Below are 15,902 nucleotides of genomic sequence, written 5' to 3' on the forward strand. Positions count from 1 at the left end.
ATAATAACCCAATTGTAGAATTTCGAGGATGAGTTGTAAAATACTAATTTGTATCTTAGCTAGGAAAACCAAAATCATCATTTTATGTCAGAAAGTAAACGAATTTCAAATCTATATCAGTCTATTTATAATGGAAATCCTTGGCTTGAAGTTAATCTAGACAATACTTTAAAAAATGTTACCGCTGAGCAGGCTTACAGAAAAATAAACCCAAATCTAAATACGATTTGGGAAATTGTAAACCATTTGATCCAATGGAGAAGAAATATTTTAGAACGCATGCAGGGTGAAGTAATCATTACTCCAGACCACAATTATTTTGTTCCTGTTTTAGATCCTTCAGAGGCAGCTTGGGAGCAATCGCTTCAAACACTGGCAAAATCTCAAGAATCATGGAATACTTTTTTTGAAGGTTTTGATGATGCTGATTTAGCAAAAATTTATGTGAATAATGGTCATACGTATTACGAGCACATTCATGGAATTATCCAGCATGATGTGTATCATTTAGGACAGATTGTTATTTTGAAGAAATTGCTTTAATATTCCATTACTATGAAAACTTCAATTTTTATTCTAGCATTTTTGCTTTTTAGTACAATCGGATTTTCTCAAGAAACCGAATCAAAATACGATGAAACTTTAGCAAAATCACTTCACGCTGACGAATACGGAATGAAGAAATATGTTTTTTGTCTTTTAAAATCTGGAAGTAATACAACAGCTTCTAAAGAAGAAACCAAAAAACTTTTTGAAGGTCACATGGAAAATATTGGCAAATTAGTCAAAGAAGGAAAACTGGCTGTTGCTGGACCATTCATGAAAAATGACAGAAATTATCGTGGCATCTACATTTTTAACGTCGAAACAATAGAAGAAGCAAAAGCGCTTGTTGCTACTGATCCGGCGATAAAAGCCAATTTACTCGAAGCCGAATTAACGCCTTGGTACTCTACTGCAGCCTTGCAGGAAACTGTAAAAATACACGACAAAATTGCCAAGACGAAAATGTAAAATATGAAAACAGAAAAAGAAAAAATGATCTCTGGCGAATATTACAACGCCTTTGATCCAGAATTGTTTAAAGGACGTAGAAATGCTAAAAATTTACTGCACACCTTAAACGTAAAAGAATACAGAGTTACCAAAAAAGCAAAAGAGATTTTAAAAGAATTAATTCCAAATGCTGGAGCAGGTTTATATATCGAACCTCCTTTTCATTGCGATTATGGCTATAATATTTTTTGCGGAGAAAACGTTTATTTTAATGTGAATTGTGTCGTTTTGGACTGTGCACCAGTAAATATCGGATCAAATGTGTTTATTGCACCAAACGTTCAGATTTATACTGCATCTCATCCGCTTGACGCTGAATTAAGAAAAACGCTTGAAAATGCATATCCAGTTACAATTGGAGACGATTGCTGGATTGGTGGAAATTCAGTTATCTGTCCAGGCGTAACAATTGGAAAAGGCTGTGTTATTGGCGCTGGATCTGTTGTCACAAAAGATATACCAGACAATTCACTAGCGGTTGGAAATCCTGCAAAAGTTATACGAAAATTAAATCAAGAACCTGAATCAAAAAAATAATGCTTACCCTTAATAAAGTTCATCATATTGCCATTTTATGCTCTGATTACGAAAAATCAAAATATTTCTATACTCAGATTTTAGGCTTAACCATTATTCGTGAAATATATCGCGAAGAACGCCAGTCGTATAAATTGGACTTAGCGTTAAATGGTTCATACGTAGTCGAATTATTTTCATTTCCAAATCCGCCACAAAGACCATCAAGACCAGAAGCGGTTGGTTTGCGCCATTTGGCTTTTGAAGTTATCAATTTAGAAGAAACAATTGCTTTTTTAACTTCTAAAAACATAGAATCAGAACCAATTAGAATTGACGAAACAACAGAAAAACGCTTCACTTTTATTGCTGATCCCGATTTATTGCCGATTGAGTTTTATGAGCGTTAGGCTTTTTCTGCCACGAAGGCGCTAAGACACAAAGTTTTTTTATTTTTTTTAAATATTTCAGATTGAATTGCTTCCAGCTTTAGCTGGATGATTACAAGAATTAAACTGGCAAGCCTTTAACCAAACATGCGAATTGTTTGGCTAAAGCATTTTACTTTTCAATTTCTATACCTCCAGCTAAAAGCTGGAGGCAATTCAATTCGGTGTAGAAGAAAACTTAAAAAACTTTGCGCCCTTGCAACTTTGCGATACTAAAACATAATATCATACGCAAATACACATTGAACGAATTTTCCTCTTTATATCGATTTTAACACACTAAAACGAATATTTCCTAGAAAAAACCGAATTTGATGCTTAATTTTGTAATCCGCATAAAAAAAGTGCGATTTCAAATTTACTTCTGATGAACAAAACGGCGCAAATCAAAAAAAATCATCAATTCATCAAATTCCGAAAATTAGTTATTGTTTCTATTTTAATTGGCTTTCTTTCTGCCTTTCTCGGAATTTCACTTAAAAAAATAACAGAATATTACGAAGAAATCTTCTTTCACGAAGTTTCAGTTCATCCTGTTTTCTACATCATCTTTCCAGTTTTCGGATTATCGGTAATTTATTTTTTAAGGCAATATCTTTTTAAGAAAAAAGAAAATAAAGGAATCAAAGAAGTTTTTGAAAGCACTGCATCAAAATCTAAAAATCTCCCTTCTTATAAAATTCCATCACATTTCATAAACGGTTTATTAACGGTTATTTTTGGAGGTTCAACTGGAATCGAAGTTTCTACCGTTGTTGCTACAGCAACTATTGGATCTGTTGCACACGAAAAAGAAAATGTTTTCCGCCAATACAAAACAGAGTTAATCTGCGCTGGAGTCGCGGCTGGAGTAACGGCGCTTTTCAGCAGTCCGATCGCGGGAATTTTATTTGCTTTTGAAGTTATTTCAAGAAAAGTAAGTCGTGCATTTATCATTTCAAATTTAATTGCAGTTTCTATTGCATTTGGCTTATTAACAATTTTAAAAGAAGAACCTTTATTTGCAGTTTCAATTGTAACTTGGAATTTAAAAGCGATTCCGTACTTTATTCTTTTAGGAATTTTAGCTGGAATGAATTCAGTATACCTAACGCGTTGTGTCTTATTCTTCAAATCACAATTTGGTAAAATCGACACACATTATTACAAAATCATTTTAGGTTCAGTAGTTTTAAGTATTTCCTTATTCTTTTTCCCTCAATTATATGGAGAAGGTTATCACGCCATTAAAGGAATTTTTGGAAATGCACCTCAAACCCAATTGACTATAACTTTGGCTTTAACATTTATCGGAATTTTAATTCTAAAACCAATTGTTACATCAATAACATTGGCTTCTGGAGGTGACGGCGGTGTTTTTGCTCCAAGTTTATTCATCGGAGCATTTTTAGGATTATTATTATCTTCAATCTTAAATAGCTTTTTCCATGTCAATGTAATTCCGGTTAACTTTATGATTATCGGAATGGCTGCGGTTCTTAGTGCAAGTATTCACGCACCTTTTACCGCGATATTCTTGGTTTGCGGATTAACAAACGACTATACGTTGTTTTTCCCAATTCTTGCAGTTTGTTTAATTTCAAAATACACGGCAAAAACAATTTATCCGTATACCGTTTATAGTTATTCTCCAAGTTTAGTTAAATAATTTACAGACTAATATAATCTGGACAAAAACATACAGCAAAGTATATTTAAAAGCATAACGAGTAAAATATAATACCACAATAATGCCAACTGAAAAAATAAAAAGAAGCTATCGCAAAACACGTTACATTCTTTATAAAGAAACCTTAATAGACTATAAAGAGCATTTTTGGTCATTTTTGGGTTCGTTTGTCGGAATTGGAATTCTGGCCTATCTGGAATCTTCACAATTTACAGGAAGCGATGTTGTTTATTTAATTGGTTCTTTTGGTGCTTCGAGTGTTTTAATTTACGGAATTATTCAAAGTCCATTTTCACAGCCAAGAAATTTAATTGGAGGACATCTTATTTCGGCATTTATAGGCGTTACAGTAAATAAACTTGTACCAGATATCGTTTGGATCTCTGCTCCTCTTGCTGTTTCTCTTTCAATTATTTTCATGCAGATTACAAAAACATTACATCCACCAGGAGGTGCAACAGCCTTAATTGCGGTTACAGGATCAGCACAAATAAAAGCTCTAGGTTATATGTATGTGATTTCGCCAGTTCTAATTGGTGTTTTAATTTTATTTTTAACTGCTTTGTTTTTCAATAATATTACTTCAAGCAGAAGCTATCCAAGCCATAGTACTTATCACAAACATTATCATAAAATTCGAAAAAGACTAACGAGAAAATAAAAGCTTTCAAGTCTCGTTTATTATTTCGAGATCGAGGCTTCGAGATCGAAATAATAAATAAATTGAAAATCAATCTTATAAAATCTTTTCAACAAATCGTAATTCGTAATTCGTATTTCGTTTTTTATATTTTACCTTTGACCTCTCAATAAAAACAAAGATTATGGTTTATAAATTTAGAGTTATTCTAGACGCCGAAGAAGATATTTTTAGAGACATTGCTATTCTTGAGGAAGATACACTTGAGGATTTACACAATGCAATCTTCAACGCTTTTGGCTTTGACGGATCAGAAGTGGCTTCATTTTATACTTGTGATGATACTTGGAATCAAGAAGATGAAATTCCGCTTTTTGATACTGGAGATGTTCCTGGCGAAATAAGAACCATGAACGATTATCCGTTATCTAGTATCTTAGACAAAGAAAACACAAAAATTATCTACGTTTACGATTTCATCAGTATGTGGACATTCTTAGTTGAATTGGCTGCAGTAGAAGACGAAACTGTTGGAGCAACTTATCCTGAAACTTTATTCTCTCATGGTGAAATGCCAGACGAAGCAACAGAAAAAAACTTCGAAGCAGACATGCACGACGATATCTACGGAGAATTTGAAGACGACTTAGACGAAGACGATCTTGACATGTTCGAAGGAGATGACAGCTTCGAAGATTATGGATTTGAGGAGAATTGGAATTAATCTAAGTTACTAAGATTCTGAGATGCTAAGATTCTGAGATTCTTTTAAATTGTAAATATTTTCCTGTTTTTATTAAATATTTAAAAATAAGAAATGAGTCATTTTAGAAAAATTTTAGTTTGGCAGAAGTCAATTTCCTTAGTAGCCAAAATTTACAAAGCAACAAGTACATTTCCAAAAGAAGAAATGTTTGGATTAACTTCGCAAATACGCCGAAGTTCAGTTTCAATTCCGAGCAATATTGCAGAGGGATCAGGTAGAGAAAGCAGTAAAGATTTTATACGATTTTTATATATTTCTCTTGGTTCTATATTTGAGATGCAGACTCAACTCGAAATTGCAAAAAATATAATTTACATAAACGAAGAAGAATTTAACCTTTTATATGAGGACAGTCGAGAGATCGAAAGAATGTTAGTGTCATTAATTAGAAAATTAAAAGACATTAATTAAAAACTTAGAATCTTAGAAACTTAGAATCTCAGAAACTCAAAATATGATCAACTTATTCAATACCCACATCGACACCCTTTCCATACACCGCGTTGGAAACAAAAGTCGTAACGAAGCTATTTTTTTATCAGAGCAGCCATTTAATTTAAATGATGAGATTGTTCCTTTGATTAAAGAATTCTTTTTTAAGCCTTTTAGAGAAAAAGAAGAAAACTATTATCAGTTTGCACACGAAGTGGACTTGGACTACAACGACATGTTTAAGTATGCAACTGAGATTTTTGCAAATCCGTCAAATGTTCATGAGGTTTCTAAAAACATCACAAAACATTTATACGAGCAGTCAAATCACCCACACATCAAAAACGGAGAAGTTTATGTAACGTATTTGACGAACCTAAGTATTGACAACAATGTTGTTGATGCAATCGGAATTTTTAAAAGTGAGCTACAAGCAGACTTTTTACAGTTTGAAGAAAAAAACAGCAACCTTGAAATGATCTTACAGCAAGGAATCAATCTGAATAAATTGGATAAAGGCTGTTTGATTTTCAATTACAAAAAAGAAGAAGGATACAAAATCTTAACTGTAGACAGCAACCGTTATGACGCACGTTACTGGTTAGAGCACTTTTTATCTGTTGATGCTTTTGAAGATGAAAATTTCATCACTAAAAAATATTTAAAATTCTGTCAAAACTTCGCAAAAGACGTGGTTTTGCCAGCAGAAGACAAGAAAGAGGAAGTAATGTTTATGAACCGATCTGTGAATTATTTCGCTAAAAATGATCAGTTTGAAGAACAGAATTTCTTGAATGAAGTAATTGACAATCCTGATTTGATCCCTGAATTTAAAAACTATAAAGTTGATAAAGGAGAAAAATACAGCATCGAAGATGTAACCTCATTCCCTATTGCCAACGCAGCAGTTTCTGACGCTAGAAAATCGATTAAAAATGTAATTAATTTGGATACTCATATTCAGATTAAAATGGATTTTATTAATCCTGAAAGTGCAGAAAAATTTGTTGAAAAAGGCTGGGATGAAGAAAAACAAATGTATTACTACTTAGTTTACTTCAATAAAGAAGAGAAAAGCTAAGAAGTTTTCATTTTCTATTACTTACTTATTAATACAGAAAACGGCAGTTACATTTGTAATTGCCGTTTTTTTATTGTCATAAATTTGAATGCTATAAAACCGAGAATACGGCTTTAACAATATCATCATAAACTTGTTTATCTTTTTCTCCTGTGCGAGCCAAAACTCTAATTCCAGAATAATTATTAAAGATGAATCTAGCTAGAACTTTTGCATCCAGCTGTTTGGAAATATGTCCTGCCTCCTGCCCTTTTTTAACGGCATTTGTAAAAACTTCTTCCATAGTTTGACTGTTGCTTTTTACAATTTTGGCAATTTCTTCATCATGCATAGCGAGTTCTACAGAAGAATTAACCATGAAACAGCCTTTTGTTATTCGGTCTTCTAAACTTTCAATCACCGCTTGCTTAAAAATAGCCTGTAATGTTTCTTTAACATTCTCGGAGTTCTCTAAAAGTTCTTTTACAGCATTTTGAGCCTGCTGCTGATAACGCTGTAAAGACTTCGTAAACAATTGCTGTTTGTCTCCAAAAGTATCATACAAACTAGAACGGCTCAAACCTAAATGAGTTACCAAATCCTGAGCCGATGTTCCGTTGTAACCTTTGTGCCAAAAAATTTCCACTGCTTTATCTAAAGCCTGATCTTCATTAAATTCCTTTGTTCTAGCCATGACTGCAAAAATTAAATTTCTTTACAAAGATAAAAATTAAACGGAACAATCGTTCCTGAATTAGTCAAAAAAATTACACCACAGCATTTACAGTAAGTCCGCCGTCAATTACAATTTCAGTTCCAGTAATAAATGAAGAGTCATCTGAAGCTAAAAAAGATACTGTTTTTGCAATTTCTGAAGATTGAGCAAAACGTTTCAATAAGATCTTTTCACCCAAAACTGCTCCAAAACCATCTACTTCTTCTTTTTGCAAACCTAGCTTTCCGTACAGCGGAGTTTCAACAGGACCAGGAGAAACCGCGTTTACTCTAATTTTTCTTGGCGCCAATTCTACAGCAAAAACTTTATTAAAAGATAAAACTGCTGCTTTGCTTGCTGCGTAAACGCTTGAGTTTGGCATTCCAACATGAGCATTTATAGAAGTATTAAAAATAATAGAAGCACCATCATTTAAAATTGGAAGTAATTTTTGAACTGTGAAATAAACTCCTTTTGTATTTACATTCATAATAGTGTCATAATGATCTTCAGGAGCTAATTCGAGTGGAGCAAAAGAAGCTACCCCGGCATTTAAAAACAGAATATCAACTTTTCCGAATTTTGCTTTTACTTCTTCAACTAAATTATCAATTGATTTTAAGTCAGATTGATCAGCCACAATTCCAGTAACGTTTAATTCAGTTTCTGCTTTTGCCAATGATTCTTTATTTCTTCCCGTTATAATTACTTTTGCACCTTTTGCTGCTAAATCAGCTGCAGCTGCATACCCTATTCCGCTATTTCCTCCTGTCACGATTGCTACTTTGTTTTCTAAATTTTTCATTTTATTTGTTATTTAAGTTATTGATTATTCAATTATTATGATACAAAGATATAATAACGGAACGATCGTTCCGTTATTATTAAAGTTAAAAATATGTTAAAATAATCAACCGATAATAAAAATGCCCGCCAAATAAGGAATTTGTCTATAGAATGATAAATGAAAGAAATCGCAAAATGGCTTTAATTCTTAATTTATGCTTAATTTTGGATTAAAAAATAACTCAGATGGATATTCAGTTTTTCAAAGAAAGTCCTTTTACCACTATAATTTCATTTCACAAGCTAATTGAATCTTTTGAAGAAATTGCACAGTCAGACGTTGATTACCGATCAAATTATGCCAAAGCGATTTTACAACAGATTGAACTAATTCCGGAACTTAGAACTGGAATTCAGGATTATTCGGTTATCAAAAACAATGAAGCTTTAATCAAAAACATATTAGCCGATTTATTTCCGACTGCATTGACGCACAACGAAATAAAAGCGGTAACGATTCCATTTCAAAATATTTCCTTCAATTATACCGAACGTTTCAAGAAAATCTTGAAAAATGCGGGAGACGAGTTTTACATGGAAATTCGTGATTTTAGCGAACATCAATTTTACATCAATAACTGCTGTTTAATTCTCAGTAATTATTACAAACAGCATATTGACTTCAACCAGCCATTTTTCTACGACATTCCAGATGAAAATGGTATTGAAAAGCATTACAGAATTTTGTACAATGCTGATTTCATGGAAATTATTCCGACTGAAAATGCCATTCAGTTGACTCAGGAAGATATTGACCAACTGATTGATAATTACAATGATATCAATTTATGGAAATCTAAATTCCCAAAAGGAAGTTGGATTTTAAGAGGTTTCGGAATTGTTTCATTATTTGATGCCACAACAGAAAGTGCCATTTCCATCTTGAAAAGCAATTTGCTCAAACCTGGACCAAAAACAGTTGCAACAGATCAAGAAGTTTCTAATATTTTTCAGTCCATTTTTAATCTTCCAAATTTAAAAGTCGGATTCATTATTTACAATCCTGAAGAAGAGAAATTTATCAGACCAGCAAAATACGAAAATCAGATGAAAAGTTTTTTACTTTCCGCTGATCAGGAAGTAGATTGCAAAAATGCTTTTTTTGGATGTTCTTTTGAAAATTTATTGGACAACAGAGAACCTTTCGTTATTTCTAATGTCGGCAAATTCACTGAAGAGCAAACCAATAAAAGACTTGGTGAACATTTACTAAAACAAGGAATTCAGAGCTGTATTTTTGCACCAGTAATCAAAAGTGGGCATTTATTAGGTGTTGTCGAATTGGTTTCTGAAAATCCGAGAGATTTAAATAGCGTAAATGCTACAAAACTGGATTTGGTTCTTCCTTATTTGACTGACACAATTGATCGTTACAATACTGATATGCAGCATCAGATCGAAGCGATTATTCAGAGAGAATATACTACAATTCACCCTAGCGTTTACTGGAAATTTAAAAGGGAATCACAGAATTACTTTCAAAATATGAATCATACTAAGGATTATATTTTTAAAGAAATTGTTTTTAAAAATGTATATCCGCTCTATGGCCAAATAGATATTAAAGGTTCGTCTGAACACCGAAATGAAACTGTAAAAATCGATTTAAAAAGTCAACTTACAGCTCTTTTAGAGATCTTTGATAATCAAGAATCTAATTCAAATCTTGTTCTGCTAGAGCAAAGAAGATTTGAACTGGAATCGCTTAGAAGCGAATTGGATTTTCCTTTAAAAGCAGATACAGAGCAACATGTTCAGCGTTATATTGAAGAAGAAATTCATCCTATTTTAAAAAATACTAAAAGCAATGCAAAAAGCGAAAAGCTGGAAGAATTGTACTTTGAAAAACTGGATGAAAAAACAGGAATGTTTTACCACGAAAGAAAAAAATTCGACAATGCAATGTCGATTATCAATAAAAGATTGGCAACTGTTTTAGACAGAAAACAAGTTGAAGCACAACAGATTTATCCGCATTATTACGAACGTTTTAAAACAGATGGCGTAGAACATAATTTATATATTGGTGCTTCAATTTCGCCAACAAAACCATTCGATATCATGTATCTGCACAATCTTCGTTTATGGCAATTGCAGACTTTATGCGAAATGGAATTGGAACATCATGACCTGAAAACTTCGTTACCATACGAATTGGATGTTACTTCCTTAATTTTGGTTTTCAGTTCTGCTCTTTCAATCCGTTTCAGAATGGATGAAAAACGTTTTGATGTTGACGGAACTTATAATGCAAGATATGAAGTTGTTAAAAAACGAATTGACAAATCGCATATTAAAGGGACAAACGAAAGAATTACTGAGAAAGAGAAAATCACAATAGTATATTCTCAAAATAGCGAAGAAGCAGAATATTTAAAATACATTAAATATCTGCAGCATAAAAAAATTCTTGAGCCTTCTATTGAACAATTTGAAGTTGAAGATCTTCAGGGAGTTTCAGGTTTGAGAGCTATTCGTGTTAAAGTAATCAACAATAATGCAGACCCAGGGGTTAAAAAAATAACCTATCAAGATTTATTAGATGAGCTCAACTAAATAGTTGAGCTTTTTTATTTTTTAAACACATAGAAACATAGATTTTGAAACTTAAAAAAGGCGTTTCACTTACATCAATTCACATAGCATGTGTGAAGAAAGTAGTTTCTTTCTTTATTCTTTTAGATCAAGAAAAACATGTTTCTATGTGTTTAAAAACATATTTCTGTATAAAAAACTTTGACTAAGCTCTCTAAAACTAGATTGATTTAAAAGCAATCACAAACGCGATTACGGTTATGATAATTCCGAACATGAAAAAGTTATAGGCAATTCGGAGTAAATTATATTTTCGCTGTAAAACCAAGCCTAGGTAATACAAATCTTTGATCATGGTTGAATACAAATAATCTCTGTCTTTCATCATTTCATTCATTGCCCAATCGTAATCTTCAAGAGGCATTTTATAGAAATTTCCAAAAAACATTAAATTCACTTTTTTAGCTTCCACGTCATCTCTAGTAAAAAATCCAGAAGTTACTTTTGGACGTGTAGAAAGAATTGCAAAAATAATCGTAATTACACTCGACATCAGCATAATAAAAGTGGGAACGACTAAATGTGCATTTTTGGGGCTGTCTAATTTTGGAATAATAGAAGATAATGCAATCGAAATAATAATCGCATTTACCGACAACAATATATTGGCTTTACTATCTGCAATACCACTTAAACGAGTGTGATTTCCAAGCGTAACGCGAAATAAAGTGTCAATTCCGCGGTCTGGTTTTTCTGTTTTATCTTTCTTCTTGTTTTCTTCTTCAAGTGCAGCGGCTGCTTTCAATTCCTGTTTATTGATTTTTTTCTGAATCATCAATAGATTTTTTTCCTTCAAAGGTTGCCATTTTCTTAAGGCGTAATCGGTATAAAATCTATGTTTATTCAACAAGAAATTCAAATTTTCTCTTGTCCATTCGGCATTAGAAAAACTAACTATTCCTGCATTTTTCAATTCCAGACGTAATAATTCGCAAGTTGTAGCATATTCTTCTCCCATTAAATGCGCGTAATCGGCATCTCTTATAATTTTTTCTAAATGCGTTTTAGGCTCATATTCTTTAACTGTCGCCAAAATTAAACTTGAAACAAGCGCAATAAATTCCTCCGATTTTCCTTTTTCGCGCAGAAAGTCAGCAGCAATTTTGGTGCTTTTCTTTTCATGATTTTCATATCCTTCTATATATCCAGTGTCGTGAAACCATGCCGCAACCAAAAGTGCTTCTTTATCCTCACCTTCTACATCTTCTTTTTTACAAAGTTCTTTTACCGCTGTAACCACCGTAAAAGTATGATTAAAATTATGGTAAGAATATAAATTAGAAAGTTTATCTTTGAGTAAATTACCGACAAAATCTTCGGATTGTTCTATTAGATTCATAAAGAATATTTTTATACCACTAAATTATGAAATTGTTTTTGGATAATCATTTTATTGCCAAGATTAAAAATTTTTCTTTGGCAATTATGGCCCTATTCATCGTTTACTCTTGTTCAACGCGCAAGCCGCAGTACGGGAAAAACGTTAGTGCCAACGAAACAGAAAACGCAACTGACACTATAAAAATTGCACATACATTTTTTCTTGTTGGAGATGCTGGAAATGCCGACGAGGAACAAGCGCAACAAACGCTAGAACTTTTGCACCAAAAGCTAAAAAAAGCAAATAAAAAATCAACACTTCTTTTCTTGGGTGACAACATTTACCCAAAAGGTTTCCCGGGTAACAAAAAACCTGAAGACAAGGCTTTAGCAGAAACGAAATTAACGAATCAATTAAAATTAAGTGAAGGTTTTAGAGGAAGAACAATCGTAATTCCTGGAAATCATGATTGGTACAGCGGAATTAAAGGTTTAGAACGCCAAGCCGATTTTGTAACGAAATATTTGAACGATAAAAAAGGATTTCTTCCGAGAAAATCATGCCCGATTGAAGATGTAAAAATCGACAGCACAACAACTTTGATAGCTATTGATAGTGAATGGTTTTTGGAAGATTGGAATAATCATCCAACCATAAATGATAATTGTGAAATTAAAACCAGAGAAGCATTTTTTGAAGAATTAGAAAGTCTTTTAAACAAAAATCAAGAAAAAACAGTTGTCTTAGCCATTCATCATCCATTATTAAGCAACGGAACGCACGGCGGGCAATTTTCTTTAGAAAAACAATTATTTCCTCTAGAGCAAAAAATTCCGCTTCCTGTAATTGGTTCCTTCATTAATTTAGTTCGAAAAACATCTGGGGTTAGTCCGCAGGATATTCAGAATAAGCAATACACAATTTATGCGAAAAGAATAAAAACGCTTTTGCAAAAACAGAAAAATGTAATTGTAGTTTCTGGACACGATCATAATCTGCAATATATCAGCAAAGAAAACATTCAGCAAATCATTAGCGGTGCAGGATCAAAATCGGAAGCTGCAAGAGCGATAAATCCTTATGATTTTTCATATGGCGGAAATGGATATGCTGTCTTAACAATGTTTAAAAGCGGTGATGCAAAAGTTTCATATTATGGAAATGAAAACAACAAAGAGAAATTACTTTTTGAACGTGAAATTATAAAAGCCAAAGAAATTAACTGGGCTTCAGATATTCCGAATAAATTTCCTGCTACAGTAACCACTTCGATTTATTCTCCAAAAATGACTCAAAAAGGTGCGTTTCACAGATTTTTATTTGGCCAACATTACAGAAAATATTACAGTCTCCCTATTAAAGCTACAACTGCAACTGTAGACACTTTGAAAGGTGGCTTGAAACCAATTCGAGAAGGCGGCGGACATCAATCGGTTTCGTTAAGAATGTCTGATCCTCAAGGTCGTGAGTTTATAATGCGTGCGATGAAAAAAAGTGCTACGGTATTTTTACAGTCAGTTGCTTTTAAAGATCAATATGTGGTAAATGATTTTGATAAAACCTATGTTGAAGATTTCTTATTTGATTTTTACACAACATCTCATCCTTATGCTTCTTTTGCAATTGGCGGAATGTCCGATCAAATTGGTTTGAGACATACCAATCCGATTTTATATTATATCCCTAAACAAAATGGTTTAGGTGAATTTAATGCTAGTTTTGGAGATCAATTATATATGGTAGAAGAAAGACCGGCTGATAATCATTTAGACGGAAAAAATTTCGGTAAGCCAAGCAACATCATCGGAACTGATGATATGATGCTAAATCTTCATAAAGATGAAAAATATGGGGTTGATGAAAAAGAATATATAAAAGCACGTTTATTTGATATCCTTTTAGGAGATTGGGATAGACACAGCGATCAATGGCGTTGGGCTGAATATAAAGAAGATGGAAAAGTAATTTATAGACCTATTCCGCGAGATCGTGATCAGGCTTTTGTAAAATACGATGGCGCTTTACTTTCGCTTATCATGAATATGCCTCCGCTTCGTCATATGCGATCTTTTAAAGGCGACAGAATCAATGTGAAATGGCTGGGAAGAGAACCTTATCCAATGGATTTGGCATTTCTAAAAACTGCTCAAGAAAAAGATTGGGTGGAACAGGCTAAATATATTCAGGAAAATCTAACCGACGCAGATATCGATGAAGCTTTCAAAAATATGCCAAAAGAGGTTCAGGACGAAACGGTCGATGAAATAAAAGCAAAACTAAAAAGCAGAAAAAGAGATCTTCAAAAGTATGCTCGCAGATATTCTGATGTTCTAAGCAAAACCGTTATGATTGCTGGAACAGACAAAAAAGATAAATTTGTTTTAAACCATAATGTAAAAAAAGGAATTGAAATTCAGGTTTTCAGAATTAAAAAAGAAGGCGATGAATTGCTTTACACTAAAAATGTAACTGACGATAAAACAAAAAATCTTTGGATTTACGGACTGGACGATAATGATGTTTTTGAAGTAAAAGGAGACCAAAAATCGAGCATTAAAATTCGTTTAATTGGAGGTCAAAATAATGACACTTATAACATTGAAAACGGAAGAAAAGTTATTGTTTACGATTTTAAATCAAAAGAAAACACTTATAATCTGGATTCTAAAACACAAACGCAGTTAACAGATGACTATGATGTTAATTTGTATAACTATGAAAAGCCTAAATACAACGTAATTGCAGGACTTCCGAACATTGGATATAATCCTGATGATGGTGTAAAAATGGGAGTGAACGTAAATTATACCGTTAATAATTTCAAACAGAATCCGTATACACAAAGGCATATTTTTAATGCTTTCTACTATTTTGCTACTGGAGGTTTAGAATTTAATTATGCAGCACATTTCCCAGGCTTATTAGGAAAATGGGTTATTGATGTGGAATCTTTATATACGACTCCAAACTTTGCCATGAACTATTTTGGTTACGGAAATGAGTCGCAGTATGATGATGATTTAGGAATGGATTATAATCGTGTTCGTATCCGAAAATTTAATGCCTCAGGTGCTGTCAGACACGTTGGAAGATTTGGAAGCGAATTTAGCATACAGCCTATTTTTCAGAGAATGACTGTTGAAGAAACCGAAAACCGATACATTAATATTCCTGGAATCGTAAATCCTGATGTATTTAATACCCAGAATTTCGGAAGTTTAAAAGTAAAATACCTTTTTAAAAATTCAGATTTTGCTGCAAAACCAACTTTAGGAATGGCCTTTATGGTTGCTGCAACTTGGACAACTAATTTGGATGATACTAAGAAAAATTTCCCTACTTTGGAGAGTTTCTTAGGTTTTACACACAAGATTGACCACAACGGAAAATTGATATTGGCTACTTACGTAAAAGGAAAGGCTATCTTCAACAATAATTACGAATTCTATCAAGGTGCTTCGCTTGGTGGCGATACCGATTTACGAGGTTTTAGAAACGAACGTTTCTTAGGAAGTTCGTACTTTTCCCAAAGTTCAGATTTACGCTTAAGTATTGGAAAAATTCGTAAAACGATCGTTCCTTTTACTTATGGAATTTTAGGTGGGTTTGACTACGGAAGAGTTTGGCTTGATGGCGAAGATTCTAAAAAATGGCATCACGATTACGGCGGCGGACTTTGGCTAAATGCCATAAATGTTATTACAGCCAGAATTTCTTATTTTAAATCTCCTGACGAAATTGGAAGGGTGATTTTTGGAGCGGCATATAGTTTTTAAGATGCTAAGGTACTGAGGTACTGAGCTGCTAAGATTCTAAGGTTTTCTCTACTTTGAGTTA

At 33.0% G+C, this 15,902-nt stretch carries 14 protein-coding genes; 11 read left to right on the forward strand and 3 right to left on the reverse strand.

Annotated features, from left to right (window positions below):
* The first annotated feature begins 84 nt into the window (after positions 1 to 84).
* The 9 genes from M0M44_RS23025 to M0M44_RS23065 all read left to right on the forward strand — a co-directional run bounded on the left by M0M44_RS23025 (position 85) and on the right by M0M44_RS23065 (position 6,609).
* A complete protein-coding gene (locus M0M44_RS23025; protein WP_248727839.1) occupies positions 85 to 543 on the forward strand; it encodes a DinB family protein in 459 nt (152 codons plus the stop codon).
* A 12-nt stretch (positions 544 to 555) separates the two neighbouring features.
* A complete protein-coding gene (locus M0M44_RS23030) occupies positions 556 to 1,014 on the forward strand; it encodes a YciI family protein (RefSeq protein WP_248727840.1) in 459 nt (152 codons plus the stop codon).
* Between the two features lie 3 nt (positions 1,015 to 1,017).
* Positions 1,018 to 1,593 (forward strand): sugar O-acetyltransferase, encoded by a 576-nt coding sequence (locus tag M0M44_RS23035; protein ID WP_248727841.1) that lies wholly within the window; start codon positions 1,018 to 1,020, stop codon positions 1,591 to 1,593.
* Positions 1,593 to 1,982 (forward strand): SMU1112c/YaeR family gloxylase I-like metalloprotein, encoded by a 390-nt coding sequence (gloA2, locus tag M0M44_RS23040; protein ID WP_111363319.1) that lies wholly within the window; start codon positions 1,593 to 1,595, stop codon positions 1,980 to 1,982. Before M0M44_RS23035 ends, gloA2 begins: the two co-directional genes overlap by 1 nt.
* Before the next feature lie 406 nt (positions 1,983 to 2,388).
* Positions 2,389 to 3,669, forward strand: a complete 1,281-nt coding sequence (locus M0M44_RS23045; protein WP_248727842.1) for a chloride channel protein — start codon at positions 2,389 to 2,391, stop codon at positions 3,667 to 3,669.
* An 82-nt stretch (positions 3,670 to 3,751) separates the two neighbouring features.
* On the forward strand, positions 3,752 to 4,351 hold the full coding sequence (locus M0M44_RS23050) for an HPP family protein (protein WP_248727843.1): 600 nt from the start codon (positions 3,752 to 3,754) through the stop codon (positions 4,349 to 4,351).
* Positions 4,352 to 4,514: 163 nt separating this feature from the next.
* On the forward strand, positions 4,515 to 5,054 hold the full coding sequence (locus M0M44_RS23055) for a plasmid pRiA4b ORF-3 family protein (protein ID WP_248727844.1): 540 nt from the start codon (positions 4,515 to 4,517) through the stop codon (positions 5,052 to 5,054).
* A gap of 93 nt (positions 5,055 to 5,147) precedes the next feature.
* Positions 5,148 to 5,507, forward strand: a complete 360-nt coding sequence (locus tag M0M44_RS23060; protein ID WP_248727845.1) for a four helix bundle protein — start codon at positions 5,148 to 5,150, stop codon at positions 5,505 to 5,507.
* Positions 5,508 to 5,550: 43 nt separating this feature from the next.
* The gene (locus M0M44_RS23065) at positions 5,551 to 6,609 is read left to right on the forward strand and encodes a nucleoid-associated protein (protein WP_248727846.1); all 1,059 of its coding nucleotides are present in this window, start codon (positions 5,551 to 5,553) and stop codon (positions 6,607 to 6,609) included.
* 91 nt (positions 6,610 to 6,700) lie between these two features.
* Here the strand turns inward: M0M44_RS23065 and M0M44_RS23070 are convergent, their stop codons facing one another.
* Both M0M44_RS23070 and M0M44_RS23075 read right to left on the reverse strand, forming a co-directional pair.
* Positions 6,701 to 7,282 carry a TetR/AcrR family transcriptional regulator gene (locus M0M44_RS23070; protein WP_248727847.1) on the reverse strand — a complete coding sequence of 194 codons (582 nt, stop codon included), beginning with the start codon at positions 7,280 to 7,282 and terminating at the stop codon, positions 6,701 to 6,703.
* 73 nt (positions 7,283 to 7,355) lie between these two features.
* On the reverse strand, positions 7,356 to 8,108 hold the full coding sequence (locus tag M0M44_RS23075) for an SDR family oxidoreductase (RefSeq protein WP_248727848.1): 753 nt from the start codon (positions 8,106 to 8,108) through the stop codon (positions 7,356 to 7,358).
* Between the two features lie 227 nt (positions 8,109 to 8,335).
* Between M0M44_RS23075 and M0M44_RS23080 the strand changes: the two genes are divergently transcribed.
* The gene (locus M0M44_RS23080; RefSeq protein ID WP_248727849.1) at positions 8,336 to 10,705 is read left to right on the forward strand and encodes a GAF domain-containing protein; all 2,370 of its coding nucleotides are present in this window, start codon (positions 8,336 to 8,338) and stop codon (positions 10,703 to 10,705) included.
* 199 nt (positions 10,706 to 10,904) lie between these two features.
* On the opposite strand, the gene M0M44_RS23085 is transcribed toward M0M44_RS23080, so the two are convergent.
* Entirely contained in the window at positions 10,905 to 12,083 is a 1,179-nt protein-coding gene (locus M0M44_RS23085) for a Pycsar system effector family protein (protein ID WP_248727850.1), read from the reverse strand.
* Positions 12,084 to 12,109: 26 nt separating this feature from the next.
* Here M0M44_RS23085 and M0M44_RS23090 point away from each other — a divergent pair, with 26 nt between their 5' ends.
* A complete protein-coding gene (locus tag M0M44_RS23090) occupies positions 12,110 to 15,841 on the forward strand; it encodes a metallophosphoesterase (RefSeq protein ID WP_248727851.1) in 3,732 nt (1,243 codons plus the stop codon).
* The last annotated feature ends 61 nt before the right edge of the window (positions 15,842 to 15,902 follow it).

The sequence above is a fragment of the Flavobacterium humidisoli genome (assembly GCF_023272795.1).
Taxonomy (GTDB): Bacteria; Bacteroidota; Bacteroidia; order Flavobacteriales; family Flavobacteriaceae; genus Flavobacterium; species Flavobacterium humidisoli.